This window comes from Listeria farberi (assembly GCF_014229295.1).
Lineage (GTDB): Bacteria > Bacillota > Bacilli > Lactobacillales > Listeriaceae > Listeria > Listeria farberi.
On the sequence record NZ_JAARZL010000005.1, the window covers coordinates 148,422 to 168,715 of the forward strand.

Annotated in this window: 24 protein-coding genes and 1 riboswitch; of the genes, 19 read left to right on the forward strand and 5 right to left on the reverse strand. The window is 36.2% G+C overall.

The genetic code is table 11. From position 1 onward, the window contains the following. Positions 1 to 59 precede the first annotated feature (59 nt). Positions 60 to 572, forward strand: a complete 513-nt coding sequence (locus HCB38_RS12865; RefSeq protein ID WP_185319851.1) for a ClbS/DfsB family four-helix bundle protein — start codon at positions 60 to 62, stop codon at positions 570 to 572. 19 nt (positions 573 to 591) lie between these two features. On the opposite strand, the gene HCB38_RS12870 is transcribed toward HCB38_RS12865, so the two are convergent. Beyond that, complete coding sequence (locus HCB38_RS12870) at positions 592 to 1,002, reverse strand: VOC family protein (RefSeq protein WP_185319850.1); 411 nt, start codon at positions 1,000 to 1,002, stop codon at positions 592 to 594. A 268-nt stretch (positions 1,003 to 1,270) separates the two neighbouring features. On the opposite strand from HCB38_RS12870, the gene licT reads away from it, so the two are divergent. Next, positions 1,271 to 2,128: a BglG family transcription antiterminator LicT gene (gene licT / locus HCB38_RS12875; protein ID WP_003763832.1), complete on the forward strand. Its 858-nt coding sequence runs from the start codon at positions 1,271 to 1,273 to the stop codon at positions 2,126 to 2,128. A gap of 59 nt (positions 2,129 to 2,187) precedes the next feature. On the opposite strand, the gene HCB38_RS12880 is transcribed toward licT, so the two are convergent. Beyond that, positions 2,188 to 2,496 carry an SdpI family protein gene (locus HCB38_RS12880; protein WP_185638723.1) on the reverse strand — a complete coding sequence of 103 codons (309 nt, stop codon included), beginning with the start codon at positions 2,494 to 2,496 and terminating at the stop codon, positions 2,188 to 2,190. Positions 2,497 to 2,621: 125 nt separating this feature from the next. On the opposite strand from HCB38_RS12880, the gene gad reads away from it, so the two are divergent. Continuing rightward, a complete protein-coding gene (gad, locus tag HCB38_RS12885) occupies positions 2,622 to 4,025 on the forward strand; it encodes a glutamate decarboxylase (RefSeq protein ID WP_185319848.1) in 1,404 nt (467 codons plus the stop codon). A gap of 39 nt (positions 4,026 to 4,064) precedes the next feature. On the opposite strand, the gene HCB38_RS12890 is transcribed toward gad, so the two are convergent. Then, entirely contained in the window at positions 4,065 to 4,823 is a 759-nt protein-coding gene (locus HCB38_RS12890; protein ID WP_185319847.1) for an alpha/beta hydrolase, read from the reverse strand. A 132-nt stretch (positions 4,824 to 4,955) separates the two neighbouring features. After that, a complete protein-coding gene (locus HCB38_RS12895) occupies positions 4,956 to 5,120 on the reverse strand; it encodes a hypothetical protein (RefSeq protein ID WP_185319846.1) in 165 nt (54 codons plus the stop codon). A 154-nt stretch (positions 5,121 to 5,274) separates the two neighbouring features. Between HCB38_RS12895 and HCB38_RS12900 the strand changes: the two genes are divergently transcribed. From HCB38_RS12900 to HCB38_RS12970, 15 genes are all read left to right on the forward strand, one after another. After that, the gene (locus HCB38_RS12900; RefSeq protein ID WP_185619429.1) at positions 5,275 to 6,246 is read left to right on the forward strand and encodes an ABC transporter substrate-binding protein; all 972 of its coding nucleotides are present in this window, start codon (positions 5,275 to 5,277) and stop codon (positions 6,244 to 6,246) included. Continuing rightward, on the forward strand, positions 6,246 to 7,256 hold the full coding sequence (locus tag HCB38_RS12905; protein ID WP_185638725.1) for a FecCD family ABC transporter permease: 1,011 nt from the start codon (positions 6,246 to 6,248) through the stop codon (positions 7,254 to 7,256). Before HCB38_RS12900 ends, HCB38_RS12905 begins: the two co-directional genes overlap by 1 nt. Next, positions 7,253 to 8,044, forward strand: coding sequence for an ABC transporter ATP-binding protein (locus HCB38_RS12910; protein WP_185319843.1), 792 nt, complete (start codon positions 7,253 to 7,255; stop codon positions 8,042 to 8,044). The genes HCB38_RS12905 and HCB38_RS12910 overlap by 4 nt, the downstream gene beginning before the upstream one ends. Before the next feature lie 140 nt (positions 8,045 to 8,184). Continuing rightward, on the forward strand, positions 8,185 to 9,354 hold the full coding sequence (gene rodA / locus HCB38_RS12915) for a rod shape-determining protein RodA (RefSeq protein ID WP_185319842.1): 1,170 nt from the start codon (positions 8,185 to 8,187) through the stop codon (positions 9,352 to 9,354). 70 nt (positions 9,355 to 9,424) lie between these two features. Continuing rightward, entirely contained in the window at positions 9,425 to 10,600 is a 1,176-nt protein-coding gene (gene rodA / locus HCB38_RS12920) for a rod shape-determining protein RodA (RefSeq protein WP_185319841.1), read from the forward strand. Positions 10,601 to 10,756: 156 nt separating this feature from the next. Then, entirely contained in the window at positions 10,757 to 11,110 is a 354-nt protein-coding gene (locus tag HCB38_RS12925; RefSeq protein ID WP_185319840.1) for an arsenate reductase family protein, read from the forward strand. A gap of 39 nt (positions 11,111 to 11,149) precedes the next feature. Beyond that, positions 11,150 to 11,527, forward strand: a complete 378-nt coding sequence (gcvH, locus tag HCB38_RS12930; RefSeq protein ID WP_185319839.1) for a glycine cleavage system protein GcvH — start codon at positions 11,150 to 11,152, stop codon at positions 11,525 to 11,527. Positions 11,528 to 11,612: 85 nt separating this feature from the next. After that, complete coding sequence (locus tag HCB38_RS12935) at positions 11,613 to 11,897, forward strand: thioredoxin family protein (protein ID WP_185319838.1); 285 nt, start codon at positions 11,613 to 11,615, stop codon at positions 11,895 to 11,897. A gap of 193 nt (positions 11,898 to 12,090) precedes the next feature. Next, positions 12,091 to 12,966 (forward strand): cation diffusion facilitator family transporter, encoded by an 876-nt coding sequence (locus HCB38_RS12940; protein ID WP_185319837.1) that lies wholly within the window; start codon positions 12,091 to 12,093, stop codon positions 12,964 to 12,966. Between the two features lie 74 nt (positions 12,967 to 13,040). Beyond that, positions 13,041 to 13,736, forward strand: a complete 696-nt coding sequence (cesR, locus tag HCB38_RS12945; RefSeq protein ID WP_185319969.1) for a response regulator CesR — start codon at positions 13,041 to 13,043, stop codon at positions 13,734 to 13,736. Next, the gene (locus HCB38_RS12950) at positions 13,726 to 14,868 is read left to right on the forward strand and encodes a sensor histidine kinase (RefSeq protein WP_185319836.1); all 1,143 of its coding nucleotides are present in this window, start codon (positions 13,726 to 13,728) and stop codon (positions 14,866 to 14,868) included. The genes cesR and HCB38_RS12950 overlap by 11 nt, the downstream gene beginning before the upstream one ends. Before the next feature lie 78 nt (positions 14,869 to 14,946). Next, positions 14,947 to 15,135, forward strand: a complete 189-nt coding sequence (locus tag HCB38_RS12955; protein WP_185319835.1) for a hypothetical protein — start codon at positions 14,947 to 14,949, stop codon at positions 15,133 to 15,135. A gap of 108 nt (positions 15,136 to 15,243) precedes the next feature. Beyond that, positions 15,244 to 15,362: riboswitch (SAM riboswitch) on the forward strand. Positions 15,363 to 15,451: 89 nt separating this feature from the next. Next, the gene (locus HCB38_RS12960; protein ID WP_112120061.1) at positions 15,452 to 16,474 is read left to right on the forward strand and encodes a methionine ABC transporter ATP-binding protein; all 1,023 of its coding nucleotides are present in this window, start codon (positions 15,452 to 15,454) and stop codon (positions 16,472 to 16,474) included. After that, positions 16,471 to 17,145, forward strand: a complete 675-nt coding sequence (locus HCB38_RS12965; RefSeq protein ID WP_185319834.1) for a methionine ABC transporter permease — start codon at positions 16,471 to 16,473, stop codon at positions 17,143 to 17,145. Before HCB38_RS12960 ends, HCB38_RS12965 begins: the two co-directional genes overlap by 4 nt. A gap of 64 nt (positions 17,146 to 17,209) precedes the next feature. Next, positions 17,210 to 18,040: a MetQ/NlpA family ABC transporter substrate-binding protein gene (locus HCB38_RS12970; protein WP_185319833.1), complete on the forward strand. Its 831-nt coding sequence runs from the start codon at positions 17,210 to 17,212 to the stop codon at positions 18,038 to 18,040. Between the two features lie 39 nt (positions 18,041 to 18,079). On the opposite strand, the gene HCB38_RS12975 is transcribed toward HCB38_RS12970, so the two are convergent. Further along, positions 18,080 to 19,156: an Lmo2079 family surface lipoprotein gene (locus HCB38_RS12975; protein ID WP_185319832.1), complete on the reverse strand. Its 1,077-nt coding sequence runs from the start codon at positions 19,154 to 19,156 to the stop codon at positions 18,080 to 18,082. Positions 19,157 to 19,496: 340 nt separating this feature from the next. Here HCB38_RS12975 and sufC point away from each other — a divergent pair, with 340 nt between their 5' ends. Continuing rightward, a complete protein-coding gene (gene sufC, locus HCB38_RS12980; protein WP_003722442.1) occupies positions 19,497 to 20,282 on the forward strand; it encodes a Fe-S cluster assembly ATPase SufC in 786 nt (261 codons plus the stop codon). The last annotated feature ends 12 nt before the right edge of the window (positions 20,283 to 20,294 follow it).

A 20,294-nucleotide genomic window follows, 5' to 3' on the forward strand; every position in this document is an offset into this window, starting at 1 on the left:
AAAAGGTAACAAAATCAGTGGTTTAAGCTTACATATTTGTTAGAAAGGAGTAACATTTGATGACAAGACCAAAAAATAAAGAAGAGCTACTTCAAAAAAGTGCGGAAAAGTATCAACAGTTGAATGATTTAATCAACTCTATTCCAAAAGAAAAGCAACAGATGATGTTTCCGTTTGAAGACCGGGATAAGAATATTCGGGACGTGGTGGTACATTTGCATGAATGGCATAAGATGGCGCTGGGGTGGTATGAAGTTGGGATGAGCGGAAAGAAGCCATTTATGCCGGCAGAAGGTTATACATGGAAAACGACACCAGAGCTTAATTTGGTCATTTGGCAAAAATACCAAGGGACTGATTTAGCGCAAGCGAGGGAATTGCTAGATGAAACTCACAATAAAGAAATGGTTTTAATTGCGGAACATTTGGATGAAGAGCTGTTTACAAAAAAATATTATAAATGGACGAATTCAACGTCACTTGGAGCTATTTTTATTTCAAGTACATCTAGTCATTACGACTGGGCGATTAAAAAAATACGGAAATTTAAGAAAGCCGCTGGAATCAAATAAATTCCAGCGGCTTTTTATTTTATTGTAACGCGGATTCGTCTAAATAAGCAATTTCCCAAAGATGGTTGTCTAAATCAAGAAAACTTCTGCTATACATGAAATCGTAGTCTTGTGTTTCGCCAGCTTGTTTAGCGCCAATTTCAAAAGCATGATCAACAAGTTTGTCGACAGCTTGGCGGCTATCTTGGGTGATGGTGATGAGAACTTCGCGTACTTTTGATGTGTCAGCGATGCCTTCTTTATGGAAAGTCTGGAAGAAATCTTCTTTCAAGAGCATGGCGAAAATATTTTCCCCGATGAGCATTTGGGTAGCATTTTCGTCTGTGAATTGAGGGTTAAATTCGTAGCCAAGTTCCGTGAAAAAAGCGACAGTTGCTTGTAAATCTTTTACAGGCAAATTAATAAAAATTTGTTCCGAACGTGTTGCCATAATTTATCACCTCCAGCCAAAAATAGCATGCAGAAAACTACATGTCAATGAATAAGTTGTGGTAAAGTAGGGAAGATATAAAGTAATCCAAAAATTGAATATCAAAAAACCACTTGTAATCGGTTTCTTTTTGTACTATAATGTTAGAGAAAAGCATAGGATTGTTACTGCTGAGGCAGGCAAAACCTAGATTAATTCAAGTGCTATTTTGATATTAATAGCATTGGAATTAGTTTGGGTTTTTTTCTTTTGAAAGAGGTGAAAATGCATGATTATCAAAAAAATACTGAATAACAATGTTGTAATCGCCGAGGGTAAAAGTGGCAAGGAGTCTGTAGTGATGGGCCGTGGTCTTGCTTTTCAAAAGAAACTTGGAGATGAGGTGGAGGTATCCAAGATTGAAAAAACATTTGTAATGGAAACACATGAACTTTCAGAAAAGCTTTCAGAATTACTTAGTGAGATTCCGCTGAAACATTTACGTATCGCGGATGATGTTGTCCAGTACGCGCAAGAAACACTTGAAACAGACTTAAGTGATAATATCTATTTAACTCTTACAGACCATATTAATTTTGCAGTATCACGGTATAATCAAGGTATCAACTTGAAAAATGCACTATTGTGGGAAATAAAACGATTTTATCACGCAGAGTATTTAGTTGGAATGAAGGCACTTGATTTTATTGAGAAAGAAGTAGGGATTAGGTTGGATGAAGATGAGGCTGGATTTATTGCGCTTCATATTGTAAATGCGAGACAAGACGGACAACAAATGCACATGACAGTTGCGATGACCCAAATTGTTCAAGATATTTTAAGCATTGTCACGTATCATTATGGTATGGTTTTGGATGAAACTTCACTAAACTATACACGTTTTATTACTCACTTACAGTATTTTGCACAACGTTTGCTTCGAAAAGAAATTGTCGATTCTGGCGATGACTTTTTATATGAACAAGTGCAAATTAAGTATCCAGAAGCTTTTAATTGTACGAAAAAAATTGATGCATATCTGATTAATACGCATCATACGGAATTAACAAGAGATGAACGCGTCTACCTCGCAATTCATATTTACCGCGTTACTGAAAGAAACACAATTGCAAAAGAAGAAGAATAATTTTTTTGGACTTATATGTAATGGATTACAGAAAAGTACCGCTTATCGTGGTGCTTTTTTTATTGTAATTTTTTCTCTACTAATATGACCGAAAATAACACTGCAAAAACACTAGTAGTTAATAAAATGGAGCTACGAATCATGGCATACATTGGGATAAATGCGAGTACAATTGAAAAAACTAGAATTAATACGCCAATGATTATCCAGTAAGTACCAAGCAATCGATGAGCTTTTTTCCAAGTGGCATCGTTTTTTAAAGAAGCCTTCGTCCGGTAACTAAAGCGTCCGTTTTTATTTTTTGGCGGATTAATTCTATAAATAATGCCAATAATAATTAATAAAAGCGGGAAAAGTAAATCAAACATAATAAACCTCCTTCAAGCTACCATCGTAGTATAACAAATTCTTGTGAAAAATTGAACGGTTTGCCTATTTGTTTTAATGGGTATTGGTGAAAGAGATGATCAGTTATTTTAAAGGAGGAAAAAAGATGCTTTATAGCGAAAACGACAAGCGAAAACATGAAAGTTATCGAATCCCGCTCTTTGGATCTGAAGAAGAAAGTACTAGTATCCCGAAATACGTATTAAAAAAGGAACCAATGGAACCACGCATTGCTTACCAATTAGTGAAAGATCAGCTGATGGATGAAGGAAATGCGAGACAGAATTTGGCGACTTTTTGTCAGACATATATGGAAAAAGAAGCTGAAATATTGATGGCAGAAACACTGGAGAAAAATGCTATCGACAAATCTGAGTATCCACAAACAGCAGAACTAGAAAATCGCTGTGTTAATATTTTAGCGGATTTATGGAATGCACCAAAAGATATGTCTTACCTAGGAACTTCCACTGTTGGTTCTTCGGAAGCGTGCATGCTCGGCGGTCTTGCAATGAAGTTTCGCTGGCGTAATAATGCAGAAAAACGTGGTCTAGATATTCAAGCGAAACGACCAAATTTAATTATTTCATCAGGTTATCAAGTGTGTTGGGAAAAATTCTGTGTATACTGGGATGTTGATATGCGTGTCGTACCAATGGATAAAGAGCATCTTAGTCTTGATGTAGAGAAGGTATTTGAGTTAGTGGATGAGTATACGATTGGTATCGTTGGGATTTTAGGTATTACTTACACAGGAAAATTCGATGATATTGCTTTATTAGATGAAAAAGTAGAAGCTTATAATGAAGCAAACGAGCATCAATTAGTGATTCATGTTGACGGGGCAAGTGGCGCAATGTTTACTCCATTTGTAAACCCAGAATTACCATGGGATTTCCGACTTAAAAATGTTGTTTCAATTAATACTTCTGGTCATAAATATGGCTTAGTTTATCCGGGTGTTGGCTGGATTTTATGGAAAGATAAAGAATATTTACCAAAAGAACTTATTTTTGAGGTGAGTTATTTAGGTGGTTCAATGCCAACCATGGCGATTAATTTTTCGCGTAGTGCTAGTCAAATTATTGGTCAATATTATAATTTCTTGCGTTATGGTTTTGAAGGCTACCGAGAAATTCACGAAAAAACAAAGAAAACAGCGCTATATCTTTCAAAAACGGTAGAAAAAAGTGGCTACTTTGAAATTATTAATGATGGCTCTAATTTGCCGATTGTCTGTTATAAGTTGAAAGATGGCCTTGATGTTGAGTGGACACTCTATGATCTTGCGGACCAGCTTCTTATGAAAGGTTGGCAAGTTCCGGCTTATCCGCTGCCGGCTGATTTAAGTGATACGATTATTCAGCGGTTTGTTTGCCGGGCGGACTTAGGTTATAATGTAGCGGAAGAATTTGCAGCTGATTTCGCGGATGCACTCCACAATTTAGAACATGCAAGAGTACTTTATCATGATAAGGAGCGAAAGGATTCTTACGGGTTTACGCATTAAAAAAAGAAGACTTGGATGTGAGTCCAAGTCTTCTTTTTATTAAAGTGGAAGCCAGTCGATAATTTCTTTTAGGCTTTTATCCCAAAAATCCCAATCATGGTCACCAGGACCTTCGCGATATTCTAGTGGAGCGTTTTTGGCAAGTGCAAAATCACGGAAACGAATATTGTCTTCATAAAGAAAATCTTCCGTACCACAATTTTGGAAAAGAGCTGGTAACTCTATGTGGTTCGTTAGATTAGTTTCTAATAAATGGAATAAATCATTTTCCGTACCAGTTTGGCTAGCCATTTCTCCAGTGATGGCACGTGTGCTGAAATTTTCGAAGCAATCTTCTTTAATAATATAATTAATGTCCATGACGCCGGACATACTTGCAGCTGCTTGGAATTTTTCTGGGAAAGTAAGTGCAACTTTGAACGCACCGTAACCACCCATTGAATGTCCAGCAATGAAAGTATCTTCTTTTTTATCCGAAAGTGGAAACCAGTTTTTCATCACGTGAGGAAGTTCAGTACTGACAAATTGGAAAAAATCGCGACCATGAACCATGTTAGAATAGAAACTATGGTCTGCTGCGGGCATGATGACAGCGAGCCCTTTTTCGGTAGCGTAACGTTCAATATTTGTATTGCGAACATAAGTAGTGTGGTTGTTCGACAAGCCATGCAAAATATATAATGTTTTATATTTAGGAATTGAACCATGATAAAGTGTTTCTGTTTCGGGTAAAATTACCGTTACACTCGTTTGCATGGCTAAACATTCTGATTTAAAATTTAGTTCTAAAATAGCCAATCTAAAGGCCTCCTGTCGTGTCTTTTTTTCTAGTATACATGATTTTTTAATGAAATAAAATAAATACAACTTATCTTATGAGTTAACTCGGAATTAGAATTTAAAGAAAGAACCTGCGCGAACAGGTCCTCGTTATTTTTTAATACTAGGTTTCTTTTTATCCACAATGTTCAAAATTTCTTCAAGCTTGCGATTCTTTTCTAGAATGGCTGCTTCTTTGAATTGTTCTGTTGTGACTGGGGGCATCGTTTCTTTGCAATTTTCATGCGTTAGATTTGGAAAAAGATTATCAGTCATTTTTCATCGCCTCCTTGATTTAATTATAAAGGATTAGCATAAAAATATCGACAAATTAGATATAGATGAAAATAATTCTCAATTAGGGGTCCGACTTTTTGAATATCGTGTTATAATTTAGTAAAATGAAATGGACAGTGTTGTGGAGGGAATTATGAAGAAAATAACTATATTGACGTTAAGTATAACAGCCGCACTACTCCTTGCATCGTGTGGAAATGATACTGCAACTGATACGAATAATGAAAAAGTAAAAACAGAAAATAAATCGCAAGTAGCCTTAGAGGTAACTGATATGGCTGGTCGTGATGTTTCTTTTGATAAAAAACCAGAACGGATTATTGCGCTTACAAATGCAGATATGAATATTATTTATGCGCTTGGGGGGACAGTAGTTGGTCGTCAAACAACAGATGCAAGTGGTGTTCCAGATGGTGCCAAAAAAGCGACAGAAGTGGGCAATACGCATGATTTAAACTTAGAGAAAATTGCTTCTCTTGGGGCAGATGCTATTGTCGCAAGTTCAGAACAAAACTTAAAAGATGTACCAGCAATGGAAGGCGTCGGGCCGAAAGTTGTTTTAACTGGAGCAAATTCAATCGATGAAATAAAAAAACAGACAGCCGTTCTTGGCAAGCTTTTAGGTAAAGAAACAAAAGCAAAAGAGCTAGAAGCAAATATTGATAAAAAAGTAGCAGAAGTAAAGCAAAAACAACAAGGTAAAAAAGTACGTGCTTTATTAGTACTTGGGGCTCCTGGAAGTAACTACGCAGCGCTTCCATCTTCTTTAAGTGGAAATGTTTTAGAAATTGCTGGCGGAGAAAATGTGGCGAAAGATTTTAAAGGAGTGGAAAATTTTCCGCAATATGCTTCGATGAACGTTGAAAAAATTGTTGCAGCCGATCCAGAAGTAATTTTCTTAATGATTCACGGTGGGGACGAAAAAGAAACAGAAACAGCATTCAAGAAAGAAATGAAACAAAATGAAGCTTGGAATTCAACAAGTGCTGTTAAAAATGATCATATTGTCGTACTTCCAGCAGAACTGTTCGGAACAAATCCCGGAATAAAAATTGATCAAGCATTGGATTATATGACAGATGAGATAAATAAGGTGGCTAACTAATGACAACTGTGAGGGCGCATGATCCGCGGCGAAGACGTAGACGGATAACTTTTATTGTAGTGATTGTTTTACTTATTTTAGCTTTTTTCTACGGACTGACAACAGGATCCGTGAAAATTACATATAGTGACGCTTGGCAAGCTTTAACTGGTGGCGGAAGTGACCTTGCGAATCAATTGATTTGGAATTTGCGATTACCACGATTATTGATTGCGTTCTTAGTAGGTGCTGCACTTGCAATAGCAGGTTGCTTGCTCCAAGGTGTGATGCGGAATCCACTAGCTGACCCAGGTGTGATTGGAGTTTCAGCTGGCGGAGGCTTTGTAGCAATTTTAATGACGTTAGCTTTTCCTGCTTTGGCTTCTTTTGTTCCAATTGGCGCATTTTTAGGAGCTTTTGGTACAGCAATTTTAATTTATTTATTAGCGTGGGATCGTGGCGTTTCTCCTTTACGCGTCATTTTATCCGGTGTTGCTATCAATGCATTTATTGGCGCAATGACTTCTGGTGTTATGGTGCTTTATAGTAACCGGGTACAAAGTGTTATTTCTTGGATGACAGGAACGCTTTCTGGGAAAAGTTGGTATCACTTGGATATGATTTGGCCTTATATGTTGGTTGGTTTTGTTTTAAGTGGTTTTGCGATTCGCTCTTCTAATGTGTTGCTACTTGGGGACGATGCAGCAAAATTACTAGGCTTTTCAGTCGAACGACATCGTTTTTTCATTATCATGTTAGCAGCATTTCTAAGCGGTGTTGCGGTTAGTGTGGCTGGATTAATTGGCTTTGTGGGGCTTGTTGTGCCACATATTTTCCGTTTGATTATCGGCAATGACTACAAATATTTACTGCCATTATCTGCCTTAGGTGGCGCACTATTAGTCGGTTTTGCTGATACAGCGGCTAGAAGTTGGTTTGGGTCAATTGAGCTTCCGGTTGGGATTTTGCTTGCGATGATTGGCGCGCCATTCTTCTTATTCCTACTTCAAAGAGGGAGGGTTGCTTCATGAAACCTGCATTAGAACTAAAAAATGTTTCTTTCTCACGCAAAAGAGATTTTGAAATGAAAGACGTGAATGCACAAATTCCAGAAGGTAAAATCACGACACTTATCGGTCCAAATGGTTCAGGTAAATCAACTATGCTTCGTTTGATGATGCGCCTTTTGACGCCTGATAGCGGAGAAGTTTTGCTTGGTGAAAAAAATATTACGGATATTCCTTCTAAAGATTTAGCAAAGAAAATGACAATGCTATCTCAAGCGCCTGAAGGTTTAGTCGATGTGATGGTGCATGACTTGGTAGCTTATGGACGCTTACCGCATAGAAGTTGGCTCTCTACATTACAAGAAGATGATGAGGCGGTTATTCAGTGGGCAATTAAAGTGTGTAACTTAGAAGATTTAGCGTATCGACCACTTCACTCGTTATCTGGTGGTGAACGTCAACGCGCATGGCTTGCAATGGCTCTTGCACAAAAAACACCCATTTTACTACTTGACGAGCCGACAACCTATTTAGATATTGCGCATCAACTTGAACTTTTAGATTTATTAGTTCATTTAAATAAAGAATATAATTTAACGATTGTGTTAGTGTTACATGATTTAAATCAAGCTGCAATCTACAGTGATTATGTTTTTGTTTGCGAAAATGGGCAATTAGTCAAAAATGGTACGCCTCAAGAAGTTTTTACAACAGCGCTTTTGCGAAATGTCTTTCATATTACGGCAGATATTACTGAAAAAGATGGGAAGCAGCACATTCACCCGCTTACTTCGACTAGATTTGAATATTAAAGAAAACAGAAAGAAGATTAGAATTTGGTGAAAAAGCTTCCTATCCAAGAGAAACTTTATTATAATAGATGAAGGCTGTTGCTCTTTTTAAGAATAGCAGCTTTTTTACATTTAAATCTAAACATAAAGGACGGAAAGCAATGGCTAGAAAGAGAAAAAAGGCAGTTCGAGTTGACTATGCGATTATATTCTTGATGATGTTGCTTTGTATTATTGGTTTAGTGGCTATTTATGTGGCAGGACTTGTCAATGACCAATATACAAATAATTTTTTGTTGCAACAGTCTATTTGGATTGTTATTTCTACTGGGGTAGTCGTTGTTATTGTACTTTTTTTCGATTATGATCGGCTTCAATGGGCAGCTTATTACTTATATGGGATTGGAAACTTGCTTCTAATTCTTGTATTAATTGTTGGTGATGAGCGTAAAGGTTCAAAAAGCTGGATTGGTATTGGCTCACTTGGTAGCTTGCAACCATCAGAGTTAATGAAGAGTTTCTTAATTCTCGCGCTTGCAAAAGTAATTTGGGACCATAATAAAAAATATCAATTACACACGGTAAAATTAGATATGCAATTATTGCTTAAAATAGGCATCGTTTCTATCGTTCCCCTTGGACTAGTTGCGCTTCAGCCAGACCTAGGAACGATTTTAGTATTTATAGCTATTATCATCGGAATGGTCTTTATTAGTGGCGTTACGTGGAAAATTTTAGTACCAGTATTTAGTTCAGTTGCTTTACTGGGTGGGACGTTAATTTATTTAGTTATGTACAATCAAGATTTTTTACAAAAACTAGGATTTAAACCATATCAATTTAAACGAATTACTTCTTGGCTTAGACCTGAAGAAGATCCACTTGGAGACGGTATGCAACTGCTCCGTTCGATGCAGGCAATTGGATCCGGGCAGTTACAAGGAAATGGTATTGGCAACCAAGCAATTGCTATTCCAGAAAACCATAATGATTTTATTTTCTCTATTATTGGTGGTAATTTCGGTTTTATTGGTGGCTGTGTGCTTATTATGTTATACTTTTTACTGATTTACCAAATTATTCGAGTGGCACTAGATATTGGTATTCCTTTTTATTCGTATATTTGTACAGGTGTTTGCTCAATGATTTTATTTCACGTTTTAGAAAATATCGGGATGACAATTGGTCTTCTTCCAATTACCGGTATTCCACTACTTTTTGTCAGTTATGGGGGAAGCTCTCTTCTTGGCGCATTTATGGCACTTGGCCTCGTATTGTCTGCTAGATATAATGCCCCGGAAGTTAACTTAGGGAAAGGGAATCGCGTATGATTTTCTTTTTTAAACTGTTTGGGAAAAAGCATTAGTTTACACAAACCAACCAGTAAGGAGTAATTAAATAATGAATCAACAAAATAAACTAGCTGGACGCATTGATTACGGAATTGTTTTATCAATGATGTTACTTATGATAATCAGTTTGGTGTCCATTTATAGTGCGCAATTAACAAATAATCAATATGATGCTAACTTTGTTGTAAAACAAGGTATGTGGTTTGTGGTTTCGACGTTTGCAATTATTGTCGTGATGCAACTGGACTATGATCGACTCACGAGATGGGCTTATTACTTTTACGGATTAGGTCTATTTTTACTCGTTTTTGTTTTGCTTTTTGGGAAAGAAGTAAAAGGAGCAAAAAGTTGGATTGTTATTCCATTCTTAGGAAACATTCAGCCATCTGAGGTTGTAAAGGTTATTTTAATTGTCGTTTTAGCGAAAGTAATTTGGGACCATAACCGAACGTATAAGGTCCATCGTTTTAGTTATGATGCTTGGTTACTTTTGAAGATTGGCTTGTTTACGTTAATGCCACTTATTCTTATTATGCTGCAACCCGATCTAGGGACGGCACTTGTGTTTATCGCTATCATGTCGGGAATGATTCTTATTTCCGGAATTACTTGGAAAATTATCGTGCCACTTTTCGGTTCAATTGCAGCAATTGGGACAGCGCTCATTTGGATGGTTATTTATCACCAAAATTGGCTAACTAGCCTTGGTTTTAAACCATATCAATTTGAGCGGATTACGACATGGATAAATCCGGAGAATGATCCTCAAGGCGGAGGTTATCAAGTACTGCGAGCGATGACAGCAATTGGTTCTGGACAGATTTCCGGAAATGGTGCAGGATATGATGCCATCGCTATTCCAGAAAATCATAATGACTTTATCTTTACTATTGTAGCTGGAGATTATGGCTTTATCGGAGCGAGTATTCTCCTTGCAATTTATTTCTTATTAATTTACCAAATTATTCGGGTGGCGCTTGATGTGGGTGTACCATTTTATTCTTACATTTGTACGGGTGTTGTAATGATGTTAATGTTCCACGTGCTAGAAAATGTGGGGATGAATATCGGCTTATTACCGATTACAGGTATTCCGCTTCCGTTTATTAGTTACGGTGGTAGTGCTCTACTCGGGAATATGATGGCAGTCGGGCTAGTTCTCGGGATAAGATTTAATTTTAAAAAATCTATGTTTGAAGTTAAAGAAGAAAATCATGTCTCCTAAAAGAAAAATACAAAAGTCAAAAGTGGCTTTTGTATTTTTAAAAATCCGGTATGAATACGCTTTCAAAATATCTGTTTTTTTATAAGGGTTGCTGTTTGTACTTTCAGAAAAAATGCACTATGATAGTAATAGAATGCAATCGGAGGGAGATGCAAAATGATTAATTTTTATTGGTATCCAAAATGTAGCACCTGTAAGAAAGCAAAAGCATGGCTTGAAAATGAGCATATTAATTTTAAAGAAGTAGATATTAAGACTGAAACCCCAACTGCCGAAGAATTACAAAAATGGCATGAGGTCAGTGGACTCCCAATTCGTCGTTTCTTTAACACAAGTGGCATTAAATACCGCGAACTTGGACTGAAAGATAAACTTGATACACTTTCGCTGGAAGAAGCTTATAAATTGCTCGCTTCAGATGGTATGTTAATCAAACGTCCACTAACTACGAATGGTAAAGAAGTAACGCTTGGTTTCAAAGAAGAAGAATTTGAAGCAACTTGGAAATAGTCAATATAGATAATTGTAAGTAAAAGGAGGAGTTTTGAAATGAGTTTACCAAAAGACTTATTGTACACAGAAGAACATGAATGGGTGAAAGCAGAAGACGGTAGTTATATTATTGGAATTACTGACTTTGCTCAAGATCAATTAGGGGATATTGTTTTTGTTGAATTACCTGAAGTTGGCGATACAGTAACAAAAGGTGATTCAATTGGTAGCATTGAATCTGTAAAAACAGTATCTGATTTTTACGCACCAGTAACTGGTAAAGTAGTTGCTGTTAATGAAACATTAGAAGATGAGCCAGAGCTAATTAATAGCAACCCATATGACACGGGTTGGATTTTAAAACTTACTGAAGTAGAAGATGCGGACGTATCAGCTCTTTTATCAAGTGATGATTACGAAAAAGTATTAGACTAATTTTTAGAGGGCCGGCTTGGGATAACCGAAGCTGGCTTTTTTTTGATAGGAGGCGTTTTTCCTGGAAATTTGGGATAAAGAAAGTTTGCGGACGTCGCAAAAAAATGGTGCGGACTTCGTTGTCTTCTTTTTTACGCCAATGTGTGGTAGCTGCCAAATAGCAAGTCGTCTTGTGGATGTAATTTTAGAAGCGGACGGGATTCATACAGAAGTCGCAAAAGTTGATTTGAATTATGTGCCCGATATTGCACAAAGTCTTGAGATCACATCGGTCCCCGCGTTAGTTAAATTTAAAAACGGGCAACCAGCCGATTTAAGCTATCAACTACATGATGCAACAGCCATTTTTAAATTCCTGTATAGTGAGTGATACAGGAGTTTTTTCTGTGTTATAATTTGCCCTGATGCAAAAATGTTTCGTTTCCGATATAGAACTGCGTTTAGCTAAAAACGTTGCTATAGACACAATTCTGCTACTTGTGATAAGATAATTCGAGTTGTTAAATAAGTGTTTTATAAAGAGAAATTTTTAGTGAAACATAAAAATATCGGGGGCTTTTTCTATGAACCATTCTAATCTTACTATTTTATCTGTTTGTAGTAATTTTGTTATTGTTGTTCTTAAATTAATTATCGGCTTTTTTACAGGTTCAGTGGCAGTAATTTCGGAAGGGATTCACTCGTCAATGGACTTATTTGCGTCAATCATAACTTTCTTCTCGATTAGGATTTCTAATCAACCGGCTGATGAAGATCATCCATATGGGCATGGAAAAGCAGAGAATATTGCGGGAACTATTGAAACATTACTTATATTTGTAGCGGGCATTTGGATTATTGTTGAATCGGTTAATAAACTTATAAACCCGCACGAAATTCGTTTTCCAGCGCTTGGTATTATGGTAATGCTTTTTGGCGCTATCGTGAATATTATCGTGTCTCGTATTATCAAAAAAGCAGCGGATGAAGCTAATTCTGTTGCGATGAAATCCAATGCATTACATTTATATACAGATGTTTTCACATCACTTGGGATTGCCCTCAGTTTGTTTCTTGTATACATAACAGGGTGGCTTTGGTTAGATCCAGTCATCGCAATTTTAACAGCGTTTTACATCATGTATGAGGCTTACAAATTATTAAAGGAGTCTTTCCCACCATTAATGGACAAACGTTTGTCTGCAGACGAAGAAGAGGCTATTAAGCAAATTATTCTAGCTCATAAAACAAAATTTATTGAATTTCATGATTTTCGCTCAAGACGAGCAGGAGCGGAAGAATATATTGATTTTCATTTAGTCGTATCTTCTTCGATGACGATTGAAAGTGCCCATTCGCTATGTGATGAAATTGAAAGAGAGATTATGAATTTTTATTCTAAAGCAGAAGTTCTTATCCACTTAGAGCCAGAAGAAGAACGAGTTTTCACTAGAATTTAATCCAAGCTCTTTCTATTCGATTTGTTGCTAAAGTGTTACAATAGGTAGAAATAAGGATGGAAAGGACAATGAGTATGACAACTTCTATTTTGATTGCCGATGATGATAAAGAAATTGTAGATTTAGTGAAATTATATTTACAAAATGAAGGTTATACGATTTATCAAGCTTATGATGGCGCGGAAGTATGGCGTTTAGTGCAAGAAAAGCAACCTACATTAGTGATTTTAGATATAATGATGCCGGAAATGAATGGCTTAGAAGTATGCCGTTTAATGAGAAACAATGGTATTTTGACACCGATTTTAATGCTCAGTGCAAAGGCAGAAGATAATGATAAAATTATGGGACTATTAACTGGAGCGGATGATTATATGGTTAAACCATTTAATCCGCTAGAGCTCTCAGTTCGGGTTAAAGCGATTTTAAGACGAATGCAACAAATGAGTCAAGCAGAGCCAATAAGTCAAGATAAAGTCATTATTGGGCCAATTGTAATTGACCGTGGTCTTCATGTAGTAACAGTTGATGGAAAAGAACTTCATTTAACAACTTCAGAATTTGATATTTTATTTTTACTCGCGAATGAACCAGGTCGTGTTTTTAGTTCGGAATATATTTTTGAGAAAATTTGGCAGGAGAAAGCGCTTGGAGCAAGTAAAACAGTCATGGTTCATATTAGCAATTTGCGAGATAAGTTAAGAGATGCTATGGGCGGAGAAAATGTTATTAAGACAATTTGGGGAGTAGGGTACAAAATTGAAATCTAGACTAGAAATGCTGTTTACGAAAATTAGTCATGTGATGAATGTTTGGCAGGCGACTTTTTTTGCAATCGTGTCTTGGATTTTTGCTTTGATTACTGTACAAACTATTTATTTATGGAGTATTTCTATTCGTGATGATTCTTTATTTTTGCGTGAATTGACGCAATCTATGGTCCAATTATTTGGACCGAATAAATATACTCGGATAATGCAGTCATTTTGGATGTTATCGCTGAAATTTTTAATTATCTTTTTGATTGCTTGTTTATTCTTTGCGTTCTTTTATCGCTTGATGCGTCAACGAATATTAAAAAAACAACTACAAACGATTAATTTTGCTTTAAATGACGGAAAGCCCGTTGATACAGAGAGTTTTGTTCCGGAAATTCAAGAACTTGAGCGAAACATTGAAAATATGCGTGAACGACAAAATAAATTAATGAAGCAGGAAGAACAGGCGCAGCAAGCTAGAAATGACTTAATTACAAATGTCTCACATGATTTACGGACTCCTTTAACGTCGATTTTAGGATATTTAAGTTATATTCATGAGGACCGTTATCGTGATGAGATAGAGCTGCGGTATTATACGGAACTTGTATACGGAAAAGCTCGTCATTTGCATAAACTGATTGATGATTTATTTTCTTATACCAGACTTGATAATGTAGAATACCAACTTAAAAAAGATGAGCTAGATATTATTGAACTACTAAGCCAATTAGTTGCTGAATATGATGGTCGTGCAGCTGAACGTAATATGAAGATTGTAGAACATTTTGATGCAAAAAAATTAATTATAAGCGGCGATGGTAACCAAATTATGCGTTTGTTTGAGAATTTATTTTCCAATGCGCTTAGATACGGAGAAGGAAATAAACAAATTGATGTAAGCGCGAAAAAAGAAGATAATATGGCTGTTGTGCGGGTCACTAATTATGGTGAAGAGATTCCAACCGTTGATTTGCCTTATCTATTTGAACGTTTTTACAAAGTAGATAAAAACCGGACAACCACGGGGACGGGGCTAGGGCTTGCAATCGCTAAGTCTATCGTTGAAAAACACGGTGGAATTGTTACCGCAGAGAGCAAACATCGCCAAACAAGTTTTATCGTCAAATTGCCTCTCATTTAATCTTTAAAAATTCTTAAATGTTTCTTTCCTTGTGATTTATGTTCTTTCAGTAGAATATAAATCACGGAGGAGAGAAAAATGAAAAAACATATTGTTTTAATTGTTGTTGCTTGTATCACGGTCATTGCGGTATTTATGTACATAATTCAAGTCAATAGTAGCGAACTTAAATACCAAAATAGAGCTCAAATTAAAATAGCCTCTCAGTTAGCTAGCCACGGATATCTGGGAGAAAATAGTATTAATAATAAATTAAATTACAAATAAATTCGTATAAATAAAAAAGTTATTGACAAAGTGTACCGGAAAAGGTAATATGAAAAAACAAGAAACGTCACTATAGTCACAAATGAAGTGATATAATAATATGTAGAAATCTTATCCAGAGTGGTGGAGGGAAATGCCCTATGAAGCCCAGCAACCTAAACAATAATTCATTATGTGTTTAAGGTGCTAAGTCATGCAGAACAACTAATTGTTCTGAAAGATGAGAAGGAAGTTAGCCCATTTGAAAAAATGCTGCCTTTCTGCTCATTAGCAGGAAGGCTTTTTTGTATATCAGAATGTAGAAAAGGTGATAGAGATGATTACATTACAGAACGTCGTAAAAGAATATACGTCCAGAAATAACAAAGTTCTCGCAGTCGACCATGTCGATTTAGAAATTGAACAAGGTGAGATTTTTGGAGTAGTTGGTTATTCAGGTGCTGGTAAAAGTACGCTAATCCGAATGTTCAATGGATTAGAACTACCAACGGAAGGATCTGTTGAAGTAGATAATCTACTAATTAGCCAAATTCGCGGTGGGAAATTAAGAAAAGCGCGCCAACAAATCGGTATGATTTTCCAACATTTTAATTTATTATGGTCAAGAACCGTTGCAGAAAATATTGCATTTCCGTTAGAAATTGCTGGAGTACGTGGTGAAAAAAGACGTTTCCGAGTCAATGAACTAATCCGGCTTGTTGGTTTAGAAGGAAAAGAAAACGCCTATCCCGCTGAACTAAGCGGCGGACAAAAGCAACGCGTCGGTATCGCAAGAGCGCTCGCCAATAATCCTAAAGTATTGCTTTGTGATGAAGCTACATCCGCACTAGATCCACAAACAACCGATGAAGTTTTAGAATTACTATTAGATATAAATAAACGTCTCAACCTAACTATCATCGTTATCACCCACGAAATGCATGTTATCCGGAAAATTTGTAATCGCGTGGCAGTCATGGAAAACGGGAAAGTTGCTGAACTCGGTGACGTACTAGATGTTTTCCGTCATCCTAAAGAAAAAGTAACGCAGCGCTTCGTTCGCCAAGTAACTGATTCAGACGAAACAGAAGAACTAATCCATCTATTACTCGATAATTACGCAGAAGGTAAAATCGTTAAACTACTCTTCATGAGTGAAAATGCAACTCAGCCTGTGATCTCTCAAGTAGCAAAAGAAAATGATGTAATGCTAAATGTTCTTCACGGGAACTTAACTCAAACGCAAAACGGTGCGTACGGAACATTATATGTCCAAGTTTTAGGCACGGAAGAAGCGATAGATGCTAGTCTAACACAGCTCCGTCAACTTAAAGTAGAAACGGAAGTGTTAGAACGATGACGAAATTACAAGAATTATTCCCAAATGTTGATTTTCAAATGATGTGGGTGGCCACACAAGAAACGCTATATATGACACTTACTTCATTATTTGCAGTTTTTTTACTAGGAATCGTGCTAGGGTTATTACTATTTTTAACCAATAATAAAAAACATGCCGGATCGCGCATTTTATACTGGATAACAGCAATCCTCGTTAATGTATTCCGTTCCATTCCTTTTATTATTTTAATCGTGTTACTTTTACCGATGACAAAATCGTTAGTCGGAACTGTAATTGGACCAAAAGCAGCACTTCCAGCTTTAATTATCTCAGCAGCTCCGTTTTATGGTCGAATGGTAGAAATTGCTTTTCGTGAAGTGGACAAAGGTGTTATTGAAGCCGCTAAATCAATGGGCGCGAACATGTTTACCATTATTGGTAAAGTGCTCATCCCAGAAGCCCTACCAGCGATTATTTCTGGTATTACAGTGACAGCCATTTCTCTCGTTGGATTCACAGCGATGGCCGGTGTTATTGGTGCAGGAGGGCTTGGAAATACAGCTTATCTTGAAGGATTCCAACGTGGGCAACCTGATGTAACGGTCCTTGCGACAATTATTATCTTAATTATTGTCTTTATTTTCCAGTTTATCGGCGATTTCCTAACAAAACGAACCGATAAACGCTAACCAAAGTATATGAAGCAATTTATATAAAAAAACGCGGAATCCCCGCAAAAAAGGAGAGAATTTCATGAAAAAGGTTCTTGGTTTAATTTTCACATTAAGTTTAGTTTTAGTACTTACAGCTTGCGGTGGCTCCTCAGATAAAGCATCATCTGATAAAGACGATAACAAATTGGTAGTGGGTGCTTCTAATACACCTCATGCGCAAATTTTAGAACAAGCAAAACCGATTTTGAAAGATAAAGGGATTGACTTGAAAATTGTTAAATATACAGACTACGTTATGCCTAACAAAGCCCTAGAAGAAGGCGATTTAGATGCTAACTACTTCCAACATAAACCATATCTTGAATTAGAAGAAAAAGAAAAAGGTTACAAATTTGCTGATGTTGGCGCAATTCACATCGAACCAATGGGCATTTATTCTAAAAAAGTAAAAGATATTAAAGATTTAAAAGACGGCGCGCAAGTCTTACTTTCTAATTCAAAATCTGACTGGCCGCGTGTGATTGGTATTTTTGTAGATAATGGACTTTTAACGCTTAAAGACGGTGTGAAAGCACAAGATGCAACCTTTGACGACATTAAAGACAATCCGAAAAACTTGAAATTCAAATATGATTTTGACCCTGCTTACTTAATGACTGCATATAATAATGAAGAAGGCGATGTTGTCGCTATTAACTCAAACTTTGTTGTAGACCAAGGTTTAAATCCTTCTAAAGATGCTATTGCAATCGAAAGCAAAGATTCTCCGTATGCTAATATCGTTGTAACTACGGACAAGAAAAAAGATGACAAAAACATTAAAGAACTAGTTAAAGTTTTACATTCAAAAGAAATTCAAGATTACATTACGAAAGAATGGGACGGAGCAGTTGTTCCAGTCGATAAGTAAACAAAAAATCCTTTTACCGATTTGGTATAAGGATTTTTTTTAATTAGCACTACTTAAATATAGTTTCAGTCCATCAGAAATGGCTTTATCAAGTTCTTTTTTAGAAACAATGTCTTTACCTTCTGGCATTGGAGGAACTTTTTCGTAATCAAGCATATCCACAGTTGTCGTTAAGCTGATTAAATCTTTTGTTTTGCTATCTTCAAAGTTCGTAGTAATAATAGCTTTACTAAAACCTTTTTTGTTATCTGGTGTAAGCGTTAGTTTGAAATCTAACGTTTGATTTTTATCAGAAGTAAGGTTTTTTAGTGAAGAACGAACACTGTCTTGACCGGCGTTCCATTTTTTTTGAGCTTCTTTTTGTGTACTGCCATCAATTTCTGAAAGAAGTGTTACGATATTTCCGTCATCATTAAGTGCTGTAAAGACGTTATTTACTAAATCCTTGATTTCATCTTTAGATAGCTTTAGGACGATATCTCCATTATCTTTAGCGGTGAAATGTTTGTCATCTAAGTTATTCAAATAACTATAAATTGCGATACCACTTGCTTCTTCAATTTTTTTCAATTCTTCTGCTTGACGATCAACGGTTTCTGAATCAATTGTTTGATTGGAGAAGTTTTGAAATGTCTCAAAAACGTTGAGATACTTAGATTCTAAGTCTTTATTTTGTGCAAGTACTTTGTTAAAAATCTGAGCGGCTGAATCGGATAGTAAGTTTGAAATACTATCGGATGCGTCATAAATATCAGAAACTGGAATATAGGCTTTTCCGTCCTCACTATTTTGGAGTGCATGTAAGGTTAAATCAAGTGGATTTTTTCCTTTCCAGTGAAGCGAATAAGCACTATAAGAAGAGGAAGAATCACTATCTACAGAAATTTTATATTGAATGTTAGATTTTTTAAGTTGATTTAAGTCAGTATCAGAGCCAAGTTTTTTAATGTAGTTATCAGATAAGTTATTTACTTGGAAGGTGACGTTCGTTGTAAATTGTTTATTTTCAGTTGCTTTCTTTAAAGTAGAGGTGAAGTCGGACTTAGGGGAGCTACACCCAGATAATGTGGCTAAAAGCAATACAAAGATGGTCAGAGCCATTATTGCTTTCTTCATATTTTAAATTCTCCTTCAATAAATAATCATTTATTACAAATAAGTTATTATGTTGCAAATTTGTTACGTTACAACAATACCATATCTAAATAAGATATACAATCCTTTTTTGTAGTAAAAAAGGACCTTTCTTCTATTGATATAAAGCGTTCTTTCTTTTATGTAATAGATTCTCAAATAAAATGGGAATAGTGATAATACTTGAAAACTGGCAAAAAACAGCTATTAATAGTAGAATGAAGGGGAGAATGCGAAGAGTGCTGGTTTTTATAGTTGTAATCAGATTAGAATTATACTAAACTAGGATTATGCAAATTTTACACTAGGGAGGACTTTTTTTATGGCAACTTTAAAGATTCAAGATTTACATGTTGAAATAGAAGGAAAAGAAATTTTGAAGGGCGTTAACCTTGAAATTTCAACTGGCGAAATCCATGCAATCATGGGACCAAATGGAACAGGTAAGTCTACGTTATCCTCAGCTATTATGGGGCACCCGAAATATGAAGTAACCCAAGGAACAATCACGCTTGATGGAGAAGATGTACTCGAAATGGAAGTAGACGAACGCGCTCGTGCTGGTCTTTTCTTAGCGATGCAATACCCAAGCGAAATTAGTGGTGTTACAAATGCTGAATTCATTCGTGCAGCCATCAACAGCCGACGCGAAGAAGGCGATGAAATCCCAGTAATGCAATTTATCCGCAAACTAGATGCAAAAATGGATATTTTAGATATGGACGAAGAAATGGCGGAACGTTATTTAAATGAAGGATTTTCAGGTGGAGAGAAAAAACGTAATGAAATTCTGCAATTATTAATGATTGAGCCAAAATTAGCGATTTTAGATGAAATTGACTCCGGTCTTGATATCGACGCGCTTAAAGTTGTCTCTAAAGGTGTAAATGAAATGCGCGGCGAAGGTTTTGGCTGCTTAATCATTACCCACTACCAACGTTTACTTAACTACATTACACCAGATTTTGTGCACGTAATGATGCAAGGTAAAGTAGTGAAAGAAGGCGGACCTGAACTTGCGAAACGTTTAGAAGCGGAAGGTTATGACTGGATTAAACAAGAACTTGGTATTGAACTTGAAGAAGAAGAAGCAGTAGACCAACAATAAGGAAGTGAGGCT

Coding starts and splice junctions, on each gene's coding strand:
- licT (WP_003763832.1), top strand. CDS start 1,271: ATGATTATCAAAAAAATACTGAATAACAATGTTGTAATCGCCGAGGGT.
- HCB38_RS12865 (WP_185319851.1), top strand. CDS start 60: ATGACAAGACCAAAAAATAAAGAAGAGCTACTTCAAAAAAGTGCGGAA.
- HCB38_RS12975 (WP_185319832.1), bottom strand. CDS start 19,156: ATGAAGAAAGCAATAATGGCTCTGACCATCTTTGTATTGCTTTTAGCC.
- HCB38_RS12925 (WP_185319840.1), top strand. CDS start 10,757: ATGATTAATTTTTATTGGTATCCAAAATGTAGCACCTGTAAGAAAGCA.
- gad (WP_185319848.1), top strand. CDS start 2,622: ATGCTTTATAGCGAAAACGACAAGCGAAAACATGAAAGTTATCGAATC.
- gcvH (WP_185319839.1), top strand. CDS start 11,150: ATGAGTTTACCAAAAGACTTATTGTACACAGAAGAACATGAATGGGTG.
- rodA (WP_185319841.1), top strand. CDS start 9,425: ATGAATCAACAAAATAAACTAGCTGGACGCATTGATTACGGAATTGTT.
- HCB38_RS12900 (WP_185619429.1), top strand. CDS start 5,275: ATGAAGAAAATAACTATATTGACGTTAAGTATAACAGCCGCACTACTC.
- HCB38_RS12880 (WP_185638723.1), bottom strand. CDS start 2,496: ATGTTTGATTTACTTTTCCCGCTTTTATTAATTATTATTGGCATTATT.
- HCB38_RS12960 (WP_112120061.1), top strand. CDS start 15,452: ATGATTACATTACAGAACGTCGTAAAAGAATATACGTCCAGAAATAAC.
- cesR (WP_185319969.1), top strand. CDS start 13,041: ATGACAACTTCTATTTTGATTGCCGATGATGATAAAGAAATTGTAGAT.
- sufC (WP_003722442.1), top strand. CDS start 19,497: ATGGCAACTTTAAAGATTCAAGATTTACATGTTGAAATAGAAGGAAAA.
- HCB38_RS12940 (WP_185319837.1), top strand. CDS start 12,091: ATGAACCATTCTAATCTTACTATTTTATCTGTTTGTAGTAATTTTGTT.
- HCB38_RS12955 (WP_185319835.1), top strand. CDS start 14,947: ATGAAAAAACATATTGTTTTAATTGTTGTTGCTTGTATCACGGTCATT.
- HCB38_RS12970 (WP_185319833.1), top strand. CDS start 17,210: ATGAAAAAGGTTCTTGGTTTAATTTTCACATTAAGTTTAGTTTTAGTA.
- HCB38_RS12895 (WP_185319846.1), bottom strand. CDS start 5,120: ATGACTGATAATCTTTTTCCAAATCTAACGCATGAAAATTGCAAAGAA.
- HCB38_RS12910 (WP_185319843.1), top strand. CDS start 7,253: ATGAAACCTGCATTAGAACTAAAAAATGTTTCTTTCTCACGCAAAAGA.
- rodA (WP_185319842.1), top strand. CDS start 8,185: ATGGCTAGAAAGAGAAAAAAGGCAGTTCGAGTTGACTATGCGATTATA.
- HCB38_RS12870 (WP_185319850.1), bottom strand. CDS start 1,002: ATGGCAACACGTTCGGAACAAATTTTTATTAATTTGCCTGTAAAAGAT.
- HCB38_RS12965 (WP_185319834.1), top strand. CDS start 16,471: ATGACGAAATTACAAGAATTATTCCCAAATGTTGATTTTCAAATGATG.
- HCB38_RS12905 (WP_185638725.1), top strand. CDS start 6,246: ATGACAACTGTGAGGGCGCATGATCCGCGGCGAAGACGTAGACGGATA.